This is a genomic window from Amygdalobacter indicium (genome assembly GCF_029101545.1).
GTDB classification, from domain to species: Bacteria; Bacillota; Clostridia; order Saccharofermentanales; family Fastidiosipilaceae; genus Amygdalobacter; species Amygdalobacter indicium.
Genome location: NZ_CP118866.1, coordinates 1322281 through 1346464, shown reverse-complemented (window position 1 = coordinate 1346464; position 24184 = coordinate 1322281). Strand labels below are relative to the sequence as shown.

Below are 24184 nucleotides of genomic sequence, written 5' to 3'. Positions count from 1 at the left end.
TTTACAATGAATGAAATTCTTCAATTAAAAGGCAGATTCGAACAAAAGGATTCTGGAAATAAACCCGGACCGTCTAATATTCCTAAAGATAAATTTGTTACCGTTGAGCGTTTAAATAATTTAAAAAGGGATTTGACAGGAGTTAATGCCTTTTGGGAAAAGGAAAAGTTGTTAATAAAACCACTGATAAGTGCTTACTATACAGATGTTGTGGCAAAAAGTAATAGGATAAAAGGAATACTAGAAAGTGGAAGTAAGAAAAACAATAATTCTGTTGTCGGGGCAAAATTTACAACAGGTGAAATAAAAAAACACATTATTACTCATTGCGTGAGTCAAAAAACCATATTAGATGCGACGAGAAATATTGAAAGGGTTATTTCTATAATAAAAGACAATTTTGGTAATCAAATAACTTATAATAATATTTCTGAAATTAATCTTAATAAGTTTAATTACCTTTTTTGTAATGCTGGTGAATCAGGAATTTCTAAAAGTAGATTTGTTAGTATTGTTGTAGATGCTTATTATTTAGAAAAGTTTGGAGTTGAAAGAGATACCAGTGATTTGCAAGAAAATGCTATTATAACTATTTATGATACTGGCACTAAAACTGCAGATATAATGAATCAATTAAATATAGATTTCTCAAGTGTCAGAAGCATTGATGAAACCACACTTTTACTTACTCCTGATCAGTATAATTTATTGAAGTCTAAAGCCCCCTATTTGATTTCTATGGCGGTGAGTGATATTTCTATTTTGGAAAAAGACGATATCAGAGAAGGAGAAAATTTAGTAATGTCTATTCCCAAACCAAGTAATGAGCCAATTATTGGGGTTATAGACACTATGTTCGATAAAGAAGTATACTTTTCCGAATGGGTTGAGTTTAAAAACATGCTTGATGATGAAATTCCATTATCTCGAGAAGATTATAATCACGGAACAATGGTAACATCAATAGTGGTTGATGGGGCTAATATAAATCCTGATCTAAATGACGGATGTGGACGTTTTAGAGTAAAGCATTTTGGAGTTGCAACTAGTGGCGCATTTAGTTCATTTACTGTATTAAGAGCAATCAAAGAAATTGTAGTAGCCAATAGAGATGTTAAAGTATGGAATTTGTCGTTAGGATCTTTTATGGAAATAAATGATAATTTTATATCTCCAGAAGCAGCTATTTTAGATAAAATTCAATATGAAAATGATGTTATTTTCGTTGTAGCCGGGACAAATAAGCCAGATAATTCGAATATAAGAAAAATTGGAGCACCAGCTGATTCTATTAATTCGGTAGTGGTTAATTCAGTTGGATTCGATGATAAACCTGCAACATATTCAAGAGAAGGTTTGGTATTGTCATTTTTTAATAAACCAGATGTAAGTTATTATGGAGGAGATAATACTAAAAAAATAAGAACTTGTTCTCCAAAGGGAGAAACACTTGTTTCTGGAACGTCATTTGCCGCACCATGGATTGCAAGAAAACTTGCATATTTAATACAAGTATTGGGGCTAACTAGAGAATTAGCAAAGGCATTAATAATTGACTCTGCAGCAGGTTGGAGTGATAATATATATAGTCCTCAATTGATAGGATATGGAATAGTTCCTGTAAATATTAATGATATTGTAAAAACACCAGATGATGAAATAAAATTTATGATAAATGGTATTTCAGAAAAATTTGACACATATAATTATAATATTCCCGTACCAGAGGATAAAGGGAAACAGCCATTTGTATCAAAAGCCACGTTATGTTATTTCCCTAACTGCTCGAGAAATCAAGGTGTCGATTATACCAACACAGAGATGGATATTCACTTTGGAAAATTGGGCAAAACTAAGCGTGGAAAAGAAAAAATTTATTCGATTAATGATAACAAACAATCAGATGAAGGGCTATTATTACTGTACGAAGGTACTGCACGTAAATTGTATAGAAAATGGGATAATGTAAAGCACATTCGAGAAAATATAAAGACCCCTACAGGTAGACAAAAAAAGCCAAAGCAAGATAATGGATTATGGGGTGTAAGTGTTAAAACAAAAGAACGTCTAAATACAGGCGATGGAGAAAATCTTAAATTTGGATTAGTAGTAACACTTAAAGAAGTAAATGGTGTAAATAGAATACAAGAGTTTATACAACAGTGTTTATTTAGAGGCTGGTTAGTGAATAGAATTGATGTTGAAAATAGAATTGATATTTATAATATTGCAGAAGAAGAAGTTGAATTTGAATAAATATTCGAAGATGATAGAAAGGAGTGTTCAGTAAAGAATTAAAAAGAAAACCGACTGAAAGCCTTTAAGCGGGAACATAAGAAAGCCTACATAGTGCGCATTGCATGAAGTGAGTGTGTGAATAAATCTCTGTAAATAAGATTTCCTGTGATATAATTTCCTGCTAATGAGCCCAGATGTTTGCTATTCCAACTACTTAGCAGTTATTTATTATATAATTCATGTGAAATTGCATGTCAAGAGCAGGTAGGTGTTTCTGTCAAGCACAAATGAAAATGTTCCGAAAAATGAAATATATGGCTCGAAAAAAAGGCATAAATAATGAACTTAAGCGGGGAAATGGTCTTTATCCGACCTATGAGCTTGAGAGCGAGCTTTTATTTCTTTGTTTAGCGCTGAATATGACTTTGTGATATAATTTGCTTAGTGTTCTAATGGCTATTAATTTATTTGAGCTGCGATAACTTGGTTTTAAGTTCTATTTTGAAACAGCTATGAAATATGTGACAGTGTAAATGTATAAAAGATAGTGTTCTTGTAGCACGATTAATGATTCTGATTAACTAAAATTAAGATAAGGAGTTATATGCATGGAGCAATTGTTAGAAAGATTAGTAGTAGCTCTTGAGCGACATTATACATGTTTCCCTTGGGATACGTTTATATCGGCTTTGCTGTTGATCTGTTCTTGGATTACAATTTTTTTATTACTAAAAGAGCGATGCGAGAAAATTCGCCCTTATATGCAAATATCATTTGAATTAATTCGTTCATCTTTAGCTTGTATTGTTATTAGAAATGTAGGTACCGTTCCTTTAGAAATTAAAAGTCTTATTTTTGATGAAGAGTTTATTGGGCAATTAAATGCAGAAAAACAAGAAGCTTTAAAGAGTAAAGTATCAACAAATATTTGCGTTTTTCCGGAACAAAAGTGGGTTATATCGTTAGATGTAAACGTTTTTAACATTATAAAAGATTTCAAAAAAAAGAAGATAAGCATAGATTATAAGTATACTAAAATCAGAAAAAGCAGAGTTTATACTGAAAAAGTTGAAATCAATTTTTTAGAGTACAAAAGCTTTCTAAATTATATTTCTAAAGAGGATGAATTAAAAAGAAGCGTTGTTGATTTGAAAATAGCAATCGATAATCTTGATAAAGATGTGAGAATTAGCAATGCCAATCGAGGATAAAAATATGTCGAGCTCAAAATCGATTGTTACGTCCTTAGTGCAGCTGATTTCCTTTGTTTAGCGCTGAATATAGCATCGTTTTATCTACCTTTCAGAGTTGAAGAAAAAATACAGTGGTAGTGTGAAATTAGCATAGATTAGTAGAGACTATCATGTGAGATTGAAAACAGTACAATAAATACAACGGATTAGTTATACAAATAACAGCTGCTAAAGTTCACGTGCGTGTTCTTCAAAATTTTCTACCTGCTCTATCACCTTTGTGAACACTTCAGGACTATACTGTGGCGGATAACCGTTTTTAATCAAACAAATTTTGATATTCAACTTCAATTGATTGTGGATATTTTGGTTGTTAAGCCAATCAGCAAAGGCATACTTCGCATCAATGATTTCTTTAACCTTTTTAGCAAGTTATTTGCATTCGTCATTGACAATAATACACCTTAATTCAGTTTCTTTTTGATCAAACATAACTCCCCGCTTGCGTATCTGCCCTTTTGCAAATAAAAAACCCAACAAGAAAATCTTCTCGTTGAGTCTTAAATAACTGGAAATTCCAGCAACCGGTTGATTAGACCGGCAAGATTACGGTTCCAGCTTTATAAAGCTGACCTTATTTTATTGTAGTGTTATTTTGAATGGAACTACGCTATAATTATAACATTGATTCGCAAGAATGCAATACAACAATATTAGCCGGACATTATATTTCTCTGAGGTGCACTTATGGAACAAGTAGAACAAGAAAAATGTGAAAACAAGGATTATACTTTGGCGTTGGATATTGGAACCAATTCTATCGGTTGGGCAGTAATTAGATCGGACATGCGCTTGTTTAAGAAAAGAATGGCGGTGTACAACTATACTGACGGCAAAATTATAAGCTGGAAAAAACGAGACCTTTGGGGGAGCTTATTATATGAAAAAGCTCTAGATAATAAAAGAACAAAAGAGACTCCTGCTAAAAGTGCAAGAATTAAAAGAGCGTCCAGAAGAAGATTACGTCGAAGAAAATGGCGCTTAAGAGAACTACGCCGAATATTTGAACCGGAAATTAAAAACATTGACCCTGACTTTTTTGATAAATTAGACAAGAGTTTCTTAAACAAGTCGGATACGGATGTCTTTAAGGATGAAGAACAAGCTGAACGCTATAAATATCCTATTTTTAGTGATAAATTGCAAGAGAAGCAATATCATAAGGACTATCCCACAATTTACCACCTGCGTAAAGCTTTAATTGAAAAGGATGATAAAGCTGATTTGCGTTTGGTTTTTCTGGCATTGTCGCATATTTTGAAATATCGAGGACACTTTTTGCTGCCTGGTGATCCGAAAAATTTTTCAACAGAAGACATTTTGCAAATTGGTAAAAAATACAACGAATTTTTACGGAGCTTTTGTGACAAGTTTAATCTCCAAGAAGTTACAGTGGAAAAAGATTTTGATGTTAATATAATCGACGCAAAAAAGCGAAAAGATATATTTGATGAAGTTGTTGAGTCTTTGAGTAAACAAGAAGGAGAAAATATCGAGGAAGCAGTAAATATTCTTAAACAGTTAAATAATCTTATTTTAGGTAAAAAAGAAAAATTTTCGTTAGGCGATGAAAAAATAGAGCTGTCTTTTGATAAGGACGACGCTGAAATAGAAATGGAGAAATTAAGCAATTGCATATGGAGTGAATTGTTAATTCCTGCGAAAGCTTTATTTTTTAACCTCAGATTAATCGACATTTTAAAGCTTAATCCACAACATGCTGCATCTACAACGGCAACGGCGTTATTCTCTGCTGCCAAAGTTGCTCACTATAATGAGCTGGATAAACAAAAACAACGTTGCAAAGATAACGCATGTATACCTTATCAGGTGCAGTGGTTGGAAATGAAAGAAATATTAGAAAAGCAAAAAAAGCACTATCATTTTTTAGAGAAAAATGAAGATAAAATATTGCAATTGTTAGCTTGCAAAATACCTTATTATGTTGGACCGCTAATACAAGCAAACAAAAATAAAAGTCGTTTTGCTTGGCTTGTAAAAGAAGAGCAATCCGGTCAAATAAAGCAAGAAATAACTCCATGGAACTTAAATGAAACTATTAATAAAGAAAAAACGGCCCAAGCTTTCATCGATAAATTGGTAGGCAAAGATACATACTTGCCTAATGAACGTGTTTTGCCGAAAGCAAGCTTGATTTACCAGAAGTTTTGTATTTTGAATGAATTAACTAAAGTTCGTTATAAAAACGATGAAGATAAATTGCGCTATTTTGATAAAGACTGCAAAGAAAAAATAATACAGGGGCTATTTTGTCAATATAAGGAAGTATCGGAGAAAAAACTACAAAGTTTTATCAATAAGAACTTGAATTTAACCAAAAATAGCAAGCCGGAAATCAGAGGTGTTGACGGAAAGTTTAATTCGCAATATTCAACTTATATTGATTTGAAAAATGCCGGTATAGATGATGATTTCCTGAAAGTAGAGGACAATACAGGCAAATTAGAAGTTATAGAAAAGATAATTCAATATTTAACAGTCTTTGAGGACCGAGATATTAGAAAAGAAAAAATTAAAGAAGCTTGTAAGGAAGCAGGAATAAAAGATGAAGTTGCTGACAAATTGGTGGCTAAACATTATAAAGGCTGGGGAAATTTGTCAAAAAAACTTATCTATGATATTAGAACAACAAACGAAGGAAAAAACATTATTGACCTATTATTGGAAGGCAAGCATAATTTTATGCAATTAATTAGCGATGAAAAATTGCCTTTTGCCAAAGAAATAGCTGATGCAAAGTTGTTGGATAATCAGCAATTAAGTCGGGAAGAATGGCTGAATTCCTTGTGTGTCAGTGCTAATGTTAAGCGTGGTTTACGTCTGTGCGATAAGCTTATAGATGAGATTAAAAAGGTAATGGGCCGCTATCCGAAAACTGTCGTAATTGAAATGGCCCGGGAACATCAAGATACAGTCAAGACAGATTCTCGTTATTCTAAAGTAAGTAAAATTTTACAGGGCTTGAAAAAAGCAAAAGAAATGGTGCCCGAACAATTAGAAAAAAATTTGAAAAACTATGAAAAAAATCCCAGTTACTTGCTCAACGATAAGCTCTACTTATACTTTTTGCAGGAAGGCAAGGACCTGTATAGTGGGGAAGACATAAACTTTGGTAAGCTCTTAACTGGTAATGATTATCAAATTGATCATATAATGCCTCGCTGTAAAATTAAGGATAATTCCTTGGATAATAGAGTATTAACCCATACTGCTAATAACCAAAATAAAGGGGCTGAAAGGCTTGATGAAAAAATCATAAATCAAAACAAGCCGTTGTGGCAAGTACTACTTCAAAGAGGATTTATGAGCAAAAGAAAATATGATTTGCTTACTAATCCTGCATTTTGCAAGCGAGAAGAAGAAAATTTCGCCCAAAGACAATTGGTTGAGACCCGCCAAATTACCAAGAATTTAGCAGATTATTTGCACACTAAATTTGATCTTAACGGTGCTAAAAACACAAAAATTTTTATGCCCAATGCTAAATTAGTCAGCAATATTCGGAATGAGTTAAATTTGTACAAAATTAGAGAACTGAACGATATGCATCATGCTCAGGATGCCTATTTGAATGGTGTTGCTGTTTTAAAACTTAATAATGCGTCTAAGTACGCTTATAAATGCTATTACAAAGATTCTAAGCAGGGTGCTTCAGATAAAAAGCAAGAAGAAATAGATACTATTAACAAGCTTATAAAGTCGCTTGAAAGTAATAGGGGTAACTTGATAAAAGTATTGAATGAAAGTCAAGTAAATGTTGTAAAGCATCCTGCTTTTGCCAGTGGCAAATTTTGGGATGAAACGATATATTCTAAGTCATCAACCGAAAAAGAAAAAAGAATACCTATAAAAAAGGACATGAATGTAAAACTGTATGGAGGATACAAGAGTACGAATAATGCTTATTTTGCTTTAGTTAAAGATGAAGAAAGCGATAAATTGGAGCTGGAGTCAATTCCAATTGTAGATAGAAAAATCTATGAGCAAAATCCACAGCAATATCTGGAGGCGAAAAGTGGTAAAGGTAAGAAAGTGAAAGTTATAGAAAAAGCTTTACCATATAATACGCTATTTGAATATGCCAATAAAAATTCTGCTTTACGCTGGAAAGATTGTCCAAGATTTTATTTAAGCGGCGAGAGAGAAATGCATAATGCCAGACAATTTGTCCTCCTTCCCCAATTCTTGGAATTACTTTATTGCATATCTAAAATATATGATGATAACCAAGGAAAAGAAAAATTTGAAGTTGATGAGTATTTGTGGGAAATGTTCAAAAAACAGGTGAATCAGTTGGATAATTTGTACAAAAGTATCTTAGAGTTTTTGGAAAAATATAAGTTGGTTAAGTCACAAAAACGCGATTTGTTGACATCTATTTGTACAGAGTTGAGCAATAAAGCTAAGGATTTGGTCAACGCCAACGCCTATGACTATCAGAAAGAAGATTTCAAAGATGTTATATATATAACAATAGATTTGCTGAAATTGACAACAGCAGCGAAGTCTATCAGTATTTTAAGCACAATGTTTTGCAAAAAGCTTGGGGAAAAGAGCAAGAACAATGCTAAGAACAAGCCTGCTAGCAACCGAGTACGTTACAATAGCATGCCTACATCACAAACAAATGGCTTTAGAATAATTTTTCAATCTTTGAGTGGCTTAAAAGAGGTAATATATGATCCGTTTCCACAGCTAGAAGAGGAGAAAAATTAATGGGGTGGCGAACAGTAGTGGTGCGAAACCATTCTAAATTAAGTTATCGCAATAATCATTTGCTTTATCAGAGTGCGGAACGCAGCGAACAAATTCATCTCTCTGAAATAGATAGTCTTATTTTGGAGACGACCAATATAAGTATTACGACAATGTTGCTTAAATGCCTAGTTGATTGGAAAATCGCTGTAATTTTTTGCGATGAAAAAGCTTTACCTATAGCCGGATTAACACCGTTTTGCGCACGTTACGACAGTTCATTGGCTTTAAGGCAACAGTTATCTTGGGCACAAGAGAGGAAAGAGGCAGCTTGGATTGCTATTCTTAAACAAAAGATATCTAATCAGTCCTCATTTTTGCTAAAAGCAGGATATCAAGAGGCTGCCGCTAATGTTAAGCAATATCAGGAGGTTCTTACGACTAATGATGTTACTAATTGTGAAGCACATGCAGCGAGAATGTACTTTGCCACTTTATACGGCAATCAATTTTCCCGGCAATTAAACAACGATCTTAATGCTGCTCTTAATTTCGGCTATAGCTTGATTTTGTCGTTGTTTGCACGCGAAATTGCAGTTTGTGGTTGTGCATTACAATTAGGCTTACAGCACAGTAATCAATTTAATCCTTATAACTTGGCGAGTGATTTGATGGAGCCGTTTCGGGTTTTAATTGATGTGATAGTCTTTGCAAATAAAGAAGAAAGTTTCTGCTTGCTTAAGCCAAAACTCCTCTCGGTGTTTGAGGAAACTTATCTTTATAACGGGCAACAGTGTTATTTAACTAATATTGTTAGAGAGTACGTACGTAATTTCATTAAATTTTTAAATGGTGTTGAGGAAAATATTCCCATATTTACTTATGAGTTTTAGATATATGCGCTTGTTAATAATGTTCGATTTACCTACTGTTACAGCTAAAGAACGCCGAGCTTATCGCGATTTTAGAAAGTTTTTAATACAGGAAGGATTCATTATGCACCAGTTTTCTGTATACAGTAAAATATTTTTAAATGATACGAGCAAGAATCTGCTTATCAATAGGCTAGAGAAGGCTAAGCCGCCTGAGGGATTAGTTACAGCTTTAAGCGTTACGGAAAAGCAGTATGCACGAATGATTTATTTGTGTGGTGAGACTGACAAAAGTGTGGCTAATTCCAATAAGCGCGTCGTTATTTTGGGAGATGAAAATGCTTAATTTGAACTATTACTTTTTGGAAGAACCTATAAGCATAAAAGGTATGACAGTGTTGGCAGTTGAAAATACAAGGGCTTATGTTCGCTTGGTGGAAGATTTTTATAAATATAATTTAGCTGAGACCGATGAGTTAAAGTTATTTTACAGCGATCAAAAAGACGTTGCGCCTAATAACGTGGTTTTAATAAGTGATGTTTGGAATTACAAAATAAATTCTGTATCTTTGTTGAAGAAAATATATGAAGATTTGCAGCGGCAAATTAAAGTAAATGTTGAATTGAAGGCGAAAATTGAGCAAATTCTATTTGAATTAGATAGTTTGTTGCAAGAAGAATTATTGGAGCATGAGTTGGATTTAACAAGCCGGGTGCCGGAATTAACGAGTATATTTAAGTTTTTCGAGGTTCAATGTGCAGCACGGGAAGAGACGGTATTTGGTAAAATTCAAGAAATTATTTCTGTTTATTCTTATTGGCAGAAGAAATATTTATTAGTGTTTGTAAATTGTTTGGCCTATTTTACAACTGCTGAAATCAAAGAGCTGGAGAAATATATTGCGCTTAATGGCTTGGATATTCTTTTTTTAGAACCACGAAAAGTCCCTGAATTTAGGGGAATTTACCTTGATGACGATTTGTTTTTGCTTAAATAGATGGTATAATATATTCGTAACCTTGAAAATTTATTGTTTAGTTCCATTCAAGTTAATAGTACTTGGAGCGCTGGCGTTTGGGCCTGCGAGGTTTTAGAGTAGTGTTGTTTTGAATGGAACTAAAACATCTTGCTATTGCTATCGCCTCATTTCTAAGTTTTAGAGTAGTGTTGTTTTGAATGGAACTAAAACAGCTTAGCTTGTCGCCTTTGCCGCACTCGGGTTTTAGAGTAGTGTTGTTTTGAATGGAACTAAAACGGTTTGCTCGGGTCACTTACTTTGCAGGTTGTTTTAGAGTAGTGTTGTTTTGAATGGAACTAAAACAGATTATGAACTCAGAACTAAGCTTTTTTAGTTTTAGAGTAGTGTTGTTTTGAATGGAACTAAAACTGTCATCATCTTATACAACACCATATCGTGGTTTTAGAGTAGTGTTGTTTTGAATGGAACTAAAACAAGTTACTCTTCCCATCTCTCTAACATCATGTTTTAGAGTAGTGTTGTTTTGAATGGAACTAAAACTTAAATTTTCTGCAAAAGAAAACAATGAAAGTTTTAGAGTAGTGTTGTTTTGAATGGAACTAAAACCAAAAGCAGGGGTGACTCAGTGTTTTTGAAGTTTTAGAGTAGTGTTATTTTGAATGGAACTAAAACGAACAGTTCGGCTATGTTGAACCTATTATCGTTTTAGAGTAGTGTTATTTTGAATGGAACTAAAACCGCCGCAACAGATGTTTTCTTTTAAGCTGCGTTTTAGAGTAGTGTTATTTTTAATGGAACTAAAACAGACGCAGGGGTGACTCAGTGTTTTTTGAAGTTTTAGAGTAGTGTTATTTTTAATGGAACTAAAACACGTAAAGTTGACTCGACAAGTGTTTCCCGCCTACGCGGGGTGATCCTTGCATTTGTTATTCCAAATGCCTGATATACTCGTCCAGGCGGAAAAATGGCGTTGCAAGAGCCGGAGCCGCTTGTTTTGCGGAAAAATCAGATATAAATAATCCGCTAAACTGCTGAAATAATTTATTTTTGCATATGATATACTGTAAGTAACCTTGGAAATAAGTACGAGGTATGTGAACAGAAGTAAGAGATCTTGGGGTTATGTTGTACCTCTACCCTGAGCTGAGGGGTCAGAAATATCAGTGACGGAGAAACACTTTACCGTTTGTAGGTTAGCGGTAGGCAAGTATATGCGGGCTAAGAAGCAAATAATCAAAAGTTATTTGGGGAGTGAAATATACGAAAACCTACTTTTTGACATTATCAACAAATGCCGGACGAATTCTTATATATGAATATGTTGAAGAAGGCTCTTAATCAAAACTTAGTTTTATTTACGCACAAAGAAAAAATCCAAAGTGCTATTAATCTATGATAATTTCATTTCTCGGATAACGAACAATTGTCGAGAAGAATGAGATGCTGAAAAGCAAATTTTGTGGTAAAGTAAGATTACAACAGAAGTAGGAGATCTTGGGGTTATACGTACCTCTACCCTGAGCTGAGGGGTCAGAAATATCAGTTATCGGAAAACGCATTACCTTTTTGGGCTAAGGTAAACCAAAGTGTAGGTGATTATAAATGTACACTAAAGTCCACGTCAAAAATATGATTTAATTATCGTAGAATTGATGTAAACAGAAGCAGGAGATCTTGGGGTCGTGCGTACCTCTACCCTGAGCTGAGGGGTCAGAAATATCAGTGACAGCGAAACCGCACTACCTTGTGAGCTAAGGTAGACCGAAGCGTGGGCGGGGATGCCGCTAGGCTCGAAACACGTTAAAGCTCTTATTCAATTAAGCCTTATAGAGTTTTTCTATAAGGCTTTTTTATTGCCGGGAAGGGTAGACTGAGTGAGGATGTAAAACTTTCAATGTATGCTGTAGCTGCAAGATTTAATTTAGGTTATCCGATGGACTATGAGCTTTTAAGAAAAAATCTTCAAAGACTTGACAGTATATCTTTAGTGAGCATTGGTAAATGTGTATCGGATATTAGCGAAAATATTATTAATCTGACCTTTCTAAAAAGCAAAGAGATAGAGCTTCAAAAAGAAGTTGCAACAGGTAAAAGATTGAGATATAATAATATAAAAGAAAAGTCCGAGGAGGTAGAAGAAAATGGTGTACTTCGAGGAGCTACTAGAGGAAGAAATAAAAAATCCACAACCGCACGAGTTCAGCGGACTGGAGAGTACGGACGAAATAGTGGAGAAAATCAGGGAGAATACGCTAAACAGCTTGGAGGAAGAAACGAGCTTTATGAAGGAATTTCCGAACCCGATTTACGCATTCATGAGGTTGGATTACCTTTCAGAGAGCGAGGAGGAGAGCCTATACGAGATGTTAGTGGATCTATACATGGAGAAGAAACTGCTATCTCACTTGATGGAAATTCAGAGGCGAGCAAGCAGATTTATGAAATTAGAGAAGCCGAATTGGATGAAGGCATGGAACATAGAGAGCGAGGACGATCCAACGTATTGGGCGATGATTTCAGCCTTAAAAGAAGTGATAATCAAAGAAGTATTCGAAGCGTAGAAGAAATGCAAATTATGATAATGCTTTTCAAGATAGGCTAGCCATATGTGGTGCTTGCTACTCTGTATAGATGCAAATATTATAACATGAAAAATGGTATACTAATATCCATGGTATAGCTTAGCTTTATCAAAAAAATTAAGATTGTGAGATTGAATATTATGATAACTCTTGCATTGATTTTGATTATAATTGCTGTCTATTTATTGGTGAAAATTATCAAGGGAGCGTTACTTTTATTTGATTGCTTTTTTGCTTTTTCAATAGGTGCTGCGATAAGTCATCTATATATTTCACATGTCATTGCTGAAGGTCCATGGGCAATATTCTTTTGGGATTTACTTTTCTCTTGCTTAGCTGCTTTATTGTATTACAATCTACTTTTTTTTACTCGAAAAAAGTTTCTGTTAATCGGAAAAATTCTCAATGCTATATGTTCTTTCTTTAACGCCTTCCTAGTCTATATTCTTTTGTCAATGATGGTAACGAAAGAGCCTTTTTTGCTGTTTCTAAAAAATACGGGAGCCAATATCATATTCAATTTTTTACTCATCATTTTAATAAGTTATTATATTTATAAGCAACGTGAGGATTGGTTTATTGAACGTGAAATGGAATTGGATGATGAAGAATATGATTACATAATAGTAAGAAAAAAGATTAAGTTAAGTTAACTTAGCTTATTTTTCCCTGAAGTTTCTTTGACAAACACACGACTGTGAGGTAGTATTTTATTGAATTCAAAATCCGAATGGAAAGCCCGAAGCAATTGGAGCTTCGCACCCTGCCTAGGATTTTGAATTTTTCTTTATCAGCATACAGGAGTATATTTTATACGTGTTTCCCGCATACGTGGGCGTGATTCTTGTTATTAGGGCTAAAAAGGTTTTTGATGCGTTTTGCCGTTATTTGTACTTTAGGCTTATACATAAAATTCATTTTGCAAAGAACAAAAAGTTGTTGTAATATGAGCGCAAAGCATTTACTGCTTTTACCTTGCAAGCCGTGCAAGGCTTGCTTTCCTTTCTTTTTTCTTTTTTAGAGTGGTACTGTGCCTCAGTGCCACTTTTTTCAGTATTTCCCGCATCCGCGGGGGTGATCCTTGTGCCGACGTTTCACAAGGTACTTCCGGCAACTCTTTCCCTCATACGCAAGTGCGCTCCTGTTATAGCACCAAAAATATAAAAGATAGTAAGACAATCGAATCAAAATATGCTATACTAACGCTAACGGTAAGGTTTATCTTTATCAAAGTGTTAAGCTTTAAGAGCTAAGTGTTAAGCGTTAAGCTTATAAGATTGTGAGGTAGAATAATTATGGTAATTTTGGTATTTATTTTGACTGTATTTGCTGTCTATTTCTTAGTAAAATTCATCAAAGGAGCAATCAAAGGAGCATTCCTTTTATTTGATGCTTTTTTCGCTTTTTCAATAGGTGCGGTGATAAGTCATCTCTATATTTCAAAGGTTATTGCTGAAGGCCCATGGGCAATATTCTTTTGGGATTTACTTTTCGCTTGCTTAGCTGCTTTCGTGTATTACATTCTACTTTTCTTTATTCGAAGAAAGTCTCTGCTAATTGGGAAAATTCTCAATGCTATATGTTCTTTCGTTAACGCCTTCATAGTCTATATTCTTTTGTCAATGATGGTAACAAAAGAGCCTTTTTTGCTATTTCTAAAAAATACGGGAGCCAATATAATTTTTAACTTTTTAATCATGGCCTTAATAAGTTATTATATTTATAGGCAGCGGGAGGATTGGTTTATTGAACGCGAAATGGAATTTGATGGTGAAGATGATGAATACGATTGTATGATAGAATTCGTAAAAAAAGAAGATTAAGTTAAGCTAACTTAGCTTATTTTTCCCTGAAGTTTATTTGACAAACACGCGACTGCGAGGTAGCATTTTATTGAATTCAAAATCTGAACGGAAAGCCCGAAGCAATTGGAGCTTCGCACACTGCCTAAGATTTTGAATTTTTTCTTTATCAGCATACAGGAGTATATTTTATACGTGTTTCCCGCATACGCGGGGGTGAAATTATCACAGATTAATAGCAAACTAATACAACTCTCTTGCTTAAACAGCAGCAAAGTGCCAGAATATGTTTTTGAAGAAAGAAGCGGCAAAAGCGAGTTTCTTAAAAGGATGCGAGGCGCCGGAAGAGCGCTGCCGGGCACGAACACTTCTAAGTTTGTACGAATGTTATCGAGTTCTCCCAACGCAAATAGCACCGCCTGCACAGCACAGGTCCACCCTATGAGCGCTGTTCAAACCCGGCCCCGGAGCCTCGGCCCCCAAGCGCTATCTGCCCCCAAAAAGAGACGCGCCGCTGAGAGGACAACAAATGAGTAAATCGGAAGATATAGTAATTAATTGGGCACGCAGATTGCAAAGCTTGGCCCAGGCCGGCTTAACATACAGCAAAGAAAAATTCGAATTGGAACGCTATCAGGAAATTAGAGACATTGCAGCAGACATGATGGCCTACAAGAGCGATTTGCCATTAGCCAAAGTCAAAGACCTTTTTTGCAACGAAACAGGCTACCAAACCCCGAAAATTGACACCAGAGCGGCAGTTTTCCAAGCCGATAAAATCCTGCTGGTACAGGAAAGTGACGGCCGTTGGGCTTTGCCGGGAGGCTGGTGCGAAGCGGAATTGTCCACAATGGAAAATTGCATCAAAGAGGCCAAAGAAGAAGCGGGAATAGATGTGACGGTAGAAAAAGTAATAGCTTTGCAGGACTTACAAAAGCACAGCAGCAAAATATTCCCTTACGGCGTGCTGAAAGTTTTCTTTCTCTGCCACAAAACGGGAGGCCATTTCCAAGCTAACAGCGAGACAATCGCCACCGATTATTTCAGCCTCGATAACTTGCCGCCTTTAAGCGTAAACAAAACGTGCGTTGAGCAAATTAAATTGTGTTTCGAGGCGCAAGCTGACAAAAATTGGCAAACTCGCTTCGAATAGCAGATAAACTCCGCTCATTCCTGCGCTTCCGCTCCGTCCCGCCGCCGTGCCCAACCACTCAAAGTTCAGCCGCGTTTGCGGAAAAACCTGTTTTCCTCACAAAATATGACGGAAGGTTTAGCAAAAGTTCGGCACGCTTGCGAGAAAACAACTATAATTAGAAGACAACGAGAGAATGCGAGAAATTTATGCAGGAGAAAAATAATTTAACCAAATCTTACAGCAAAGGCATAGCAGCAATCATAATATCCGCTTTCGGCTTTGCGACCATGGCATTTTTTGTCAAACAGGCAGGGGACGTACCGGTACTGCAAAAAGCGGTATTTCGGAACTTAATCACGATGATAGTTTCCTTTTTGCTGCTGCTTAGGAGCCGGGAAAAGTTTTATTTGGCACCGAAAAATCGTTGGACGATGTTCTGGCGCTGTACTTTCGGCACCATCGGTTTTGTTGCGAATTTCTGGGCTATTCAGAACCTGTACTTGGGTGATGCCAGCATTTTGCAGAAAATGTCGCCTTTTTTCGCCATTCTGATGTCGGTAATCTGGTTGCACGAAAAGCCGAATAAAATTGCCGTGCTGAGTATTTTTGTGGCTTTGCTCGGAGCCGTTTTTGTGGTTAAGCCGTCAGCCGGGCTTGTGAGTTTGCCGGCGATGGTAGGACTGTTCGGTGGTTTCTGCGCAGGTTCCGCTTATACTTTGGTGCGCAAGTTGGGCGTCGGCGGCGTGCCGGGCCCGTTGATTATTTTCAGCTTTTCTTTGTTCTCGGTTCTGGCAATTTCTCCGGCTGTTATTTGTCATTATCAGCCGATGACTTGGCCGCAGACGGCAAATTTGCTGCTGGCCGGCTTTTGTGCGGTTATCGGTCAAGTCTTTGTGACTAAGGCTTATACATATGCGCCGGCGAAAGAGATTTCCGTTTTCGATTACAGTCAGGTGATTTTCGCGGCTTTGTTGGGCTTCATTTTTCTGCAGGAAATTCCGGATACGTACAGTTTAATCGGTTATGTGATTATTATTTTGACGGCGGTTTTGAAATGCTATTGGGAAGGAAAAATTGCGCAGTCGCCTAAGAAAAGCGTCTAAGGAGGATGCCTAAGAAGGGCGCCTGATAAAAGCGTTTAATAAAAGTGCTTAAAAGGCGGGCTCCTCAAGGCAAGCTCCTCAAGGCGGCCCCAAGCACCCCCGGACGGCTCCTAAAGGCGCCCCGAAAAGTCACCCCAAAGACGCTCCACAAGCGGCCTCTCCAAAAGCGCCTCCCCAAACTGCCCAACAAGGCGTCCACCCAAAGCAGCCCTCCAAAAAAAGCGCCTCTAAAAAAGGCAAAATCCGGGTGCCGCGTGCAGTGCCGTGCATGAGCGGCGATGTGCTTGTTCAAATATTAATAGCGAAAGCCAGATAGAGCTTAATCAAATCCATGATATTTTGCGGATTGAAGCCCGTCAGCTGATGCAACTTGGTCAAACGATACTGCACCGTGTTTTTGTGAATAAAGAGCTTTTCGGCGCAAGCAGAGAGGGAACAGTTGCATTGCACATAAATTTTCAACAAATTAGCGTAGAAATCGTATTCCGACTTATCAGCCAGGCGGCCGAGAATAATTTTTTTGTACTGCTTCAAAGTCTCCTCCGGCACGGAACTTAACAACAGCTCAATATCAAAATGCCGATAATGGAAAATATTGCTGTCCAATTGCGCCAAATGCCCCCAGCGCCAGGCAATCTCAGCTTCCTTGTACATCCTGCCGGCTGCTTGCAGGTCGCTGAATTTTTCGCTGACGCCGAAACTGAAATCGTAGCCGATTTTGTCCGCAATTTCCGCACAACAGCTATTTAAAAGTGCCGATAAAGTTGCGGAAGTATTCTGATAGCTGTAAATAATTATTTCGTTGAAGAAGACGGAAAAAAGGCAGCTTGCTTCCAAGTTGTTCTCCAAGATTTCATAGAGCTTGTCAATTTGTTCGATTGCGATGTCGCCGCTGCCGATTTTGCCGATACAGATGAATTTGTCGTAGATGGAAGGATTGCCTTCGGGGAGTGTTTGCCCCGGGAGGCGGGTGCCGTCGGCCAAATCGTGTTCATTTTTGCTGATTAGATTTTCCAGGTAATATTTCACGCGTTCCCGCTTTTGCTTCAGAATTTTTTGGGCATAAGTTTCTTTCAGCAGGATTTCGGTCATTTTTTTGATGATGGCGCCGTATTTGTTGACTACGGTAATTTCTCCCGTTATGCCGATGGCCGCGATGATTTCGCCGTTAAAAGTCAAAGGCATGTTGATTCCTTTTTTGGAGCCGGCGTATTCGTCATCATTCGTGACGGCGACGGTGCGGTTTTCTTTGACGCAGAGCAGGCCCGCCTGATGGAAGGTGGCGATGCGCTTGGTATCGGTGGAATAGATGATGATTCCGTCTGTGCTGATAAAATTGATATGTTCGTTGATTACTTCCCGTAATTCGTCAACGATTAATTGTGCTGTGTGTTTACTTATTTTCATAATTCTGTCCCTGCGTTTCATTGTAACATGTTCTTTGCTGACGGTGCGTCGTTTTTGTAATTAGTTCAATATGCATAGGGGTGAGTTGGCAAAGGGAGCAGGTCAATTGCGGTAAAGGACGCCGGTCCGGCAGCTTCGAGTCTGTGTACTCTTTTCGGCGGCGCTCCTTTTAAAGTAGAAGTCCCGAAGTTTAATGCTGAAACACCGGCTGTTATGGAAGACTTTAAGGAAGCGTATAGCGTATGGTTAAAAGGGAAATCAACGACTAACCGATATCCACAACCGGAACCGGACTTTTTCATTTCCACTTATCAGATAAAAGAAAATCACGAATGTTTCTGTGATTAATGCCATTTCGGCTCATATCAAACTCATCGAGAGAAACAACATATTTCGGGAAATTATCGCGAATAGCGTCATACACTCCAAACTCGCGGCTCACCGTTTCCTCTGAAGCCAGCAAATAAGTGACCTGAACATACAACTTTTCACCGCGCCGGCTGCATACAAAATCAATTTCCTTGTCACCCATTCTGCCAACAGTCACTTCATAACCACGGCGAAGCAATTCCAAATATACGATATTCTCCAAAATGAGATTAATATCTCGCATATTGCCGCCGAAGATAGCCTCGCGGATACCATGATCAGCAATATAATATTTTTCATTAGAAGAAAGCACTTGCTTGCCTTGCAAATCCTCTCTTTTCACCTGATAGAATAAGTACGCGTCGCAGCAGTATTTTATATAATTCAGGATTGTTTCCGGAGCGACAGTCCGATGCTCGTTTTTCAAAAACTTGGCAAGAGACGTTGCAGAAAAAGTCGTTCCAACATTAGCAATCACGTAAGCAATGATTCGTTCAAGCAAATCAACATCACGAATTTTATTACGTTTCACAATATCCTTAAGCTGAACCGAATTAAACAAATCATGAAGATACTGCTTAGACGGCGCATCTGCATAATGTAGATTTGCAAGATAAGGCATGCCGCCGGCAAGCAAGTATTCTTGAAAACACTGCTGATTTGACGCATCGGGCTTGACCGAGCGATACAGCTCTATAAACTCCCCGAAGGAGAAAGGATATAGCACAAACTCCACATATCTACCGCCCAAATAAGTCGCAAGCTTGCCGGATAGCAACTTTGCATTCGATCCGGTAATGTAAATATCACAATCCAGAGAAACACGTAGAGAATTGATGCACTTTTCCCAGTCTTTAACCTCCTGAATCTCATCGAAAAAAAGATAAACCTTGCCGCCAATCTCTTTTGCCCGTTTGACAATCTCGTCATTCAATGCCTGAGCGCTTAGAAGATGGGAATAGCACATATCTTCAAAGTTGATTGAAATAAACTGCGTCGAACTAATACCGGTTTCTGTAAGCTCCTGCTGAATCAGTTTCAGCATAACCGACTTTCCGCATCGGCGGATACCGGTCATAACCTTAATCAAATCAGTTCCAATAAATGGACGAATACGACTCATATACAGTTCGCGCTTAATCATAAAACTTCACCCTCATTTCTTAACTAATCACAGTTTATCACACTTATAAGTGATATTTAATATTGAAAACTATGATTTATAAGTTATAACTGATGAAATGACAGCTTTATCCGACATGTTCATCAAAAAGAACAAAAAAGTCTATGAGGAACTTGCCAAATTTTGTTGCTTGACAATGTATACCAACTGTATCAAAGCAGAAGCAAATGAACTGTTTAGCGAACTCGGCATCGATATGTCAAGTGCCGTAAACATCTTCTTACGCCAGTGCATTTTACACGGCGGTCTTCCTTTTAAAGTAGAAGTTCCGAAGTTTAATGCTGAAACACTGGCCGCGATGCAAGAAGCACGCGATATCATGTCAGGTAAAATTCAAGCAACATCCTATAACACTACAGATGAGCTGCTCAAAGCCCTCAATGCCGAGGATTAGGTTATATGCTTAAACTTCAAGCAACTTCCTGATTTATTTAATATGTAGCAAAGTCGGAAGCTTAAAATACATCCACCTAATCCACCTTTGACATCAATACGACACTCTCTATGTGGATTGAGAGAACTCCTAGTATAGCTACACTTTTTTGAGTGCACACTATGGATACTGGGTGCGCTTTTTAACGATAGAAAAGCTAGCATTAAAAGGTTTGAGATGGATTATCTCGCTGAAATAAATATATTGCTTTCGTCGGCTTGCAATTGCTTGCTATCACTTGTAAAATGAAGACAGAAAGGAGTGTGAATATCATGGCAAATACCAATGTTGTATATGCACGAATCGACACCACACTTAAAGAAAATGCTGAAAACATTTTGAACCGGCTTGGCATAACACCGTCTTCTGCGATTCAAATGCTTTATAGTCAAATCGTTTTACAAAAAGGCATGCCCTTTGAACTTCGCCTGCCGGTAAATAAACCTACTGCTTTAGGCAACTTAACAAGAGATGAGTTGGATAAGGAATTGCAGAAAGGCTTAGACTCTCTAAGATCCGGCAAATCTTATAGTGCAGATGAAGTAGATCAGTTCTTTGCAAAGGAATATGGTGCATGAGTACAACTTATAACATAATCTATTCTCCGCAAGCGTTCCTTGATCTTAGCGAATTATACGAGTATATCCGCTTTACTTTGCAAGTTCCTAAAACAGCTGAAAAACAGGTGAGTCGCATTAGAAAAACTATCCGTTCTCTTAACACTATGCCTATGCGCCATCCGCTTGTAGAGTGGGAGCCATGGCATTCTATGGGAATACGCAGGGTTCCCATAGATAACTACACAGCTTTTTACCTCGTAGATGAGGATAAATGTAGCGTGACGGTTGTTCGTATCTTTTATGCAGGCAGAAACATCGAAAATATTATCAACAACAAATAATGGAAATTCGACAATATGTGACATATCTTTCTAAACGCCCAATGTAACGTTTTATATGGTCAAAATCATGGTTTGGTGCCAATGAAATTTTTTGACGCATACGTCAAAAAATTTCAGTAGACTGGCCGGATGCAAAGAAAATGCATTTTTATATGTGTGTAAAAATCGAATTTCATTTCTTATGATCAACTGCCATGTAAAAACACTAAAAGCATGTACAAAACCCGGAAAATAAAAATCAGGAGAATGCGGAAATCAAAACCGAAAACCACATTCTTCTGACCAATTCCCGGCAAACTACCGGTTCTTACTTATCACGCAACTTACCAACTTGCGTAAATTCCTTATCCCCAATACACATCTTCTTATCAGTGAACTTTACTCGCATCATTCTGCTAATAATATGCTCATCCGTTATCAGCACAAAAAATTGCTTCTCTTTTTTATTCACCAAGTAATACTGTTCACTGCCAATACTCTCTACCGCTTTACCGAATGCAAACGTATCAAACAAAGGAATATCACCGAACAAAGTAGTAATAAACCCGATAAAATTATCCATAAACTTTTCAGACGAATTTGGAATAAACTTCGTCACCGTGAGCATAATAATTTCAGCGTCCGGATATTCATCGCGAATAATTTGGTCCTTCATCTTGATTTTTTTACGAACACCCAATTTTGCATTAAGACCATACTTCGCTAAATCAATAGGCTTCTTAATGATTGACAAATCAATAGCATTGTCTTTATCCAACAAATAGTCGACAGTAACACCCAGCGCATCCGCAATCACCTTCAAATTTGCAACATCCGGCAGACCGCGACCGCCTTCCCACTTCGCTATCGCAGCACGCGAAACCATAATCATTTCAGCAAGTTCTTCCTGAGTTAAACCCGCTTCCACGCGCGCATTTCTAATTTTTTCTCCTAACAACATCGTATAACTCCTTTCATTGGCTATGAGTTTTCGTTCTTAACGATTATTTGTTTTGCTCGTAATGCAATTAATAATCGCACTGCGTAATTACATGCTAACGAGCAACATATGAATAGAAAAGGAACGAACGAGAACACAAGCGTTACGAATCGTAACATGGCATTTTCTTGGCACACGCACACGTAATTATGTGAAAATAGCTGGTTCAAAAGAAATTTATACAAAACCAACAGAGAACGTACAAAATCCAAGCGCGCAACAACAGCTGCTAATCAGCCTTTGTCATCAATACGACACTCTCCACGTGGCTCGAAATGCCCTGATTGATAACAGCATAATCGGGATATTCCGCGATAGCCCATTTGTCTACGGAAACATATCAACTCATTTCTGTAGTAGAATTATTTTCTCATATGTGGTTATCCATATCGCAGACTAGACCTCGACTGTATATGGTAACTGGTCCACTTTTTCTTTATGCTTGAACTGAAATCCGGTGTCAGCATCAATGTTGATGCATAACTCCATAGATGCACGAAACACTCCTGACTATGATGGCCGGGAGGTTTCTTTTGTAAAAAATGCTATATTTCTCCCTGATTTCCAACTCCTTATTGACGTTATATATATATGTATATATAATTGATGCATCTTTTTATGGAGGTGTCGTAATGAGCAATGTAATCGTCACAACAGGTGACTTAAAACAGGATTATGAAATTCTTGGCCCTGTGTACTTTCAGGTGTCTAACAAAGGACTATTCGGAAGTGCGTTAAGCAATTTAAGGAAAAAATACGTTAGTGAAATCAAACACATGAAAAATAAAGGAACAATGTCAGCAGATAGAGCCGACTGGGGATTCCTATATGGTGAATGGTCTGTTGGTCAGTCAGATTTTGAAAGTGCCTTTTTTATTGCAACAGAGGAATTAAAGAAAAGAGCCGAAATGGTTGGGGCTGATGCTATTATTGCTATGAGGCAAGATATAGATATGGATACAAATGGATTTGCATATTTCTATCTTCAGATGTATGGGACAGCCGTAAAATTAAAATAATTAGTATATTGAAACTCTCCTGACCATGATGGCTGGGAGGGTTCTTTTGCTTTATTCTGCTTCTGTTTCTGGCAAATAATAAATTTTTCCATCCCTAGCAATAAGCTGCACATTCTCTGAATACAGCTCTGATTTGTCAATTGATGTTTCCATATAAGGAAGCCGTTTTCTGGCACTTATTTATCTTTTCTTGACATCAAACAGACTGTCTCCACGTGGATTGAAAGAACTCCGAGTATAACTACATTTTTTTGAGTGCACACTATAGATATTGGGTGCACTTTTTAACGATAGAAAAAGCTATCATTAAAAAGTTTGAGAATCTATTTTCTACAAAACAATTTTTTATTCTGGTAGAAAATTAAAGCACCTTTTTGTAATGATCCCCAAAAGTTAGATTTTTGGTCCAACTTTTGGGAGCACTACATTAGTTAATTAGGTGTTTTTAATCAATAAGTCGATTATAAAACTTACTTGCAATAATATTCGATTGCCTTTTTGACAAATACTGATGTCCCTTCGCCTGCAAACGCATCTATATTTTTCGTAAAATCACCACCGGAAGCATACATCTTGCCAAGTCCGGCTAAAATCTCATTCGAACACTTATAGAAATTAGCTGTAATAAAGTCCTGCAGTTTCTTTACCAAAGCCTGAACTTCAACTGAATCGCTGGGTTGTGATTTTACCTTGCCAAATTCTGCAAAAATCAGCATGAGTTGGTGATGGAGCATTTTTGTTTCCTCGCTGTTTCTCCTTTGTCCTTGAGCTTCAAATTCCTTGAATTCCGGTGTATCTCCCCAATACTCTTTTGCCTGTTTGGCATACTCATCAATTTTGCTTGTGTCAAATGCTGTAAAGTTCATATAGTTACCTCCTAATGCTTTTAATCCCTTTGCAAAAAGAATTAAATTTTCCAAATGCTCTTTTTTCAGGATTAATAATTTGATTTGTTGTTCCAGCGCTAAATCTTTGTCGAAATGCTCACTGGTTATTATTTCTTTAATTTCTTTGAGCGGAAATTCCAAAGCTTTAAACAGCAAAATGGATTGTAGTACCTTTAGATCCTCATCACCATACAACCTATATCCTGACTCCGAATAAGCGGACGGTTTTAACACACCGATTTTGTCGTAATACTGAAGAGTACGAATACTAATTCCTGCCATCTTGCTGACTTCATTCACTGTTTTCACTATCTCACCTCCTTCC

The 24184-nt window shown here is 37.0% G+C and carries 19 protein-coding genes, 1 pseudogene and 1 CRISPR repeat array; of the genes and pseudogenes, 15 read left to right on the top strand and 5 right to left on the bottom strand.

Features of this window, described 5'->3' with window-relative positions; translation table 11 throughout:
* Window positions 1-6: 6 nt before the first annotated feature.
* A complete protein-coding gene (locus tag PYS60_RS05655) occupies window positions 7-2256 on the top strand; it encodes a S8 family peptidase (RefSeq protein WP_315568355.1) in 2250 nt (749 codons plus the stop codon).
* A gap of 590 nt (window positions 2257-2846) precedes the next feature.
* Window positions 2847-3449, top strand: a complete 603-nt coding sequence (locus PYS60_RS05650; RefSeq protein WP_315568353.1) for a hypothetical protein — start codon at window positions 2847-2849, stop codon at window positions 3447-3449.
* Window positions 3450-3659: 210 nt separating this feature from the next.
* Here PYS60_RS05650 and PYS60_RS05645 read toward each other — a convergent pair.
* Window positions 3660-3851 (bottom strand): annotated as a pseudogene (locus PYS60_RS05645) (type I restriction enzyme endonuclease domain-containing protein); the annotation flags it as partial.
* 327 nt (window positions 3852-4178) lie between these two features.
* Here PYS60_RS05645 and cas9 point away from each other — a divergent pair.
* From cas9 to PYS60_RS05600, 9 genes are all read left to right on the top strand, one after another.
* Entirely contained in the window at window positions 4179-8228 is a 4050-nt protein-coding gene (cas9, locus tag PYS60_RS05640) for a type II CRISPR RNA-guided endonuclease Cas9 (RefSeq protein ID WP_315568352.1), read from the top strand.
* Window positions 8228-9100 (top strand): type II CRISPR-associated endonuclease Cas1, encoded by an 873-nt coding sequence (gene cas1, locus PYS60_RS05635; RefSeq protein WP_315568351.1) that lies wholly within the window; start codon window positions 8228-8230, stop codon window positions 9098-9100. The genes cas9 and cas1 overlap by 1 nt, the downstream gene beginning before the upstream one ends.
* A 4-nt stretch (window positions 9101-9104) precedes the next feature.
* Complete coding sequence (gene cas2, locus PYS60_RS05630) at window positions 9105-9425, top strand: CRISPR-associated endonuclease Cas2 (RefSeq protein WP_315568350.1); 321 nt, start codon at window positions 9105-9107, stop codon at window positions 9423-9425.
* Window positions 9418-10077 carry a type II-A CRISPR-associated protein Csn2 gene (gene csn2, locus PYS60_RS05625; protein ID WP_315568348.1) on the top strand — a complete coding sequence of 220 codons (660 nt, stop codon included), beginning with the start codon at window positions 9418-9420 and terminating at the stop codon, window positions 10075-10077. Before cas2 ends, csn2 begins: the two co-directional genes overlap by 8 nt.
* 90 nt (window positions 10078-10167) lie before the next feature.
* Window positions 10168-10929: direct repeats of the CRISPR family, unit length 36 nt; unit sequence GTTTTAGAGTAGTGTTGTTTTGAATGGAACTAAAAC.
* Between the two features lie 1024 nt (window positions 10930-11953).
* Window positions 11954-12661, top strand: a complete 708-nt coding sequence (locus PYS60_RS05620; protein WP_315568347.1) for a hypothetical protein — start codon at window positions 11954-11956, stop codon at window positions 12659-12661.
* Between the two features lie 120 nt (window positions 12662-12781).
* Entirely contained in the window at window positions 12782-13294 is a 513-nt protein-coding gene (locus tag PYS60_RS05615; RefSeq protein ID WP_315568346.1) for a hypothetical protein, read from the top strand.
* Window positions 13295-13936: 642 nt separating this feature from the next.
* Entirely contained in the window at window positions 13937-14464 is a 528-nt protein-coding gene (locus PYS60_RS05610) for a hypothetical protein (protein WP_315568344.1), read from the top strand.
* A gap of 508 nt (window positions 14465-14972) precedes the next feature.
* Window positions 14973-15596: an NUDIX hydrolase N-terminal domain-containing protein gene (locus PYS60_RS05605; RefSeq protein WP_315568343.1), complete on the top strand. Its 624-nt coding sequence runs from the start codon at window positions 14973-14975 to the stop codon at window positions 15594-15596.
* Between the two features lie 188 nt (window positions 15597-15784).
* On the top strand, window positions 15785-16681 hold the full coding sequence (locus PYS60_RS05600; RefSeq protein ID WP_315568341.1) for a DMT family transporter: 897 nt from the start codon (window positions 15785-15787) through the stop codon (window positions 16679-16681).
* Between the two features lie 288 nt (window positions 16682-16969).
* Here the strand turns inward: PYS60_RS05600 and PYS60_RS05595 are convergent, their stop codons facing one another.
* Both PYS60_RS05595 and PYS60_RS05590 read right to left on the bottom strand, forming a co-directional pair.
* Entirely contained in the window at window positions 16970-18088 is a 1119-nt protein-coding gene (locus PYS60_RS05595; protein ID WP_315568340.1) for a CdaR family transcriptional regulator, read from the bottom strand.
* 298 nt (window positions 18089-18386) lie between these two features.
* Window positions 18387-19601: an ATP-binding protein gene (locus PYS60_RS05590; RefSeq protein WP_315568338.1), complete on the bottom strand. Its 1215-nt coding sequence runs from the start codon at window positions 19599-19601 to the stop codon at window positions 18387-18389.
* Window positions 19602-19776: 175 nt separating this feature from the next.
* Here PYS60_RS05590 and PYS60_RS05585 point away from each other — a divergent pair, with 175 nt between their 5' ends.
* The 3 genes from PYS60_RS05585 (at window position 19777) to PYS60_RS05575 (ending at window position 20974) form a co-directional block, all read left to right on the top strand.
* On the top strand, window positions 19777-20034 hold the full coding sequence (locus PYS60_RS05585; protein ID WP_315570856.1) for a type II toxin-antitoxin system RelB/DinJ family antitoxin: 258 nt from the start codon (window positions 19777-19779) through the stop codon (window positions 20032-20034).
* Window positions 20035-20345: 311 nt separating this feature from the next.
* The gene (locus tag PYS60_RS05580; RefSeq protein WP_315568336.1) at window positions 20346-20651 is read left to right on the top strand and encodes a type II toxin-antitoxin system RelB/DinJ family antitoxin; all 306 of its coding nucleotides are present in this window, start codon (window positions 20346-20348) and stop codon (window positions 20649-20651) included.
* Window positions 20648-20974 carry a type II toxin-antitoxin system RelE/ParE family toxin gene (locus PYS60_RS05575; protein WP_035512692.1) on the top strand — a complete coding sequence of 109 codons (327 nt, stop codon included), beginning with the start codon at window positions 20648-20650 and terminating at the stop codon, window positions 20972-20974. The genes PYS60_RS05580 and PYS60_RS05575 overlap by 4 nt, the downstream gene beginning before the upstream one ends.
* Window positions 20975-21281: 307 nt before the next feature.
* On the opposite strand, the gene PYS60_RS05570 is transcribed toward PYS60_RS05575, so the two are convergent.
* Complete coding sequence (locus PYS60_RS05570; RefSeq protein WP_315568334.1) at window positions 21282-21914, bottom strand: helix-turn-helix domain-containing protein; 633 nt, start codon at window positions 21912-21914, stop codon at window positions 21282-21284.
* Between the two features lie 671 nt (window positions 21915-22585).
* Between PYS60_RS05570 and PYS60_RS05565 the strand changes: the two genes are divergently transcribed.
* A complete protein-coding gene (locus PYS60_RS05565; protein ID WP_315568333.1) occupies window positions 22586-22972 on the top strand; it encodes a heavy metal-binding domain-containing protein in 387 nt (128 codons plus the stop codon).
* A 470-nt stretch (window positions 22973-23442) separates the two neighbouring features.
* Here PYS60_RS05565 and PYS60_RS05560 read toward each other — a convergent pair whose 3' ends face one another.
* Entirely contained in the window at window positions 23443-24168 is a 726-nt protein-coding gene (locus PYS60_RS05560) for a MerR family transcriptional regulator (RefSeq protein WP_315568332.1), read from the bottom strand.
* Window positions 24169-24184 lie beyond the last annotated feature (16 nt).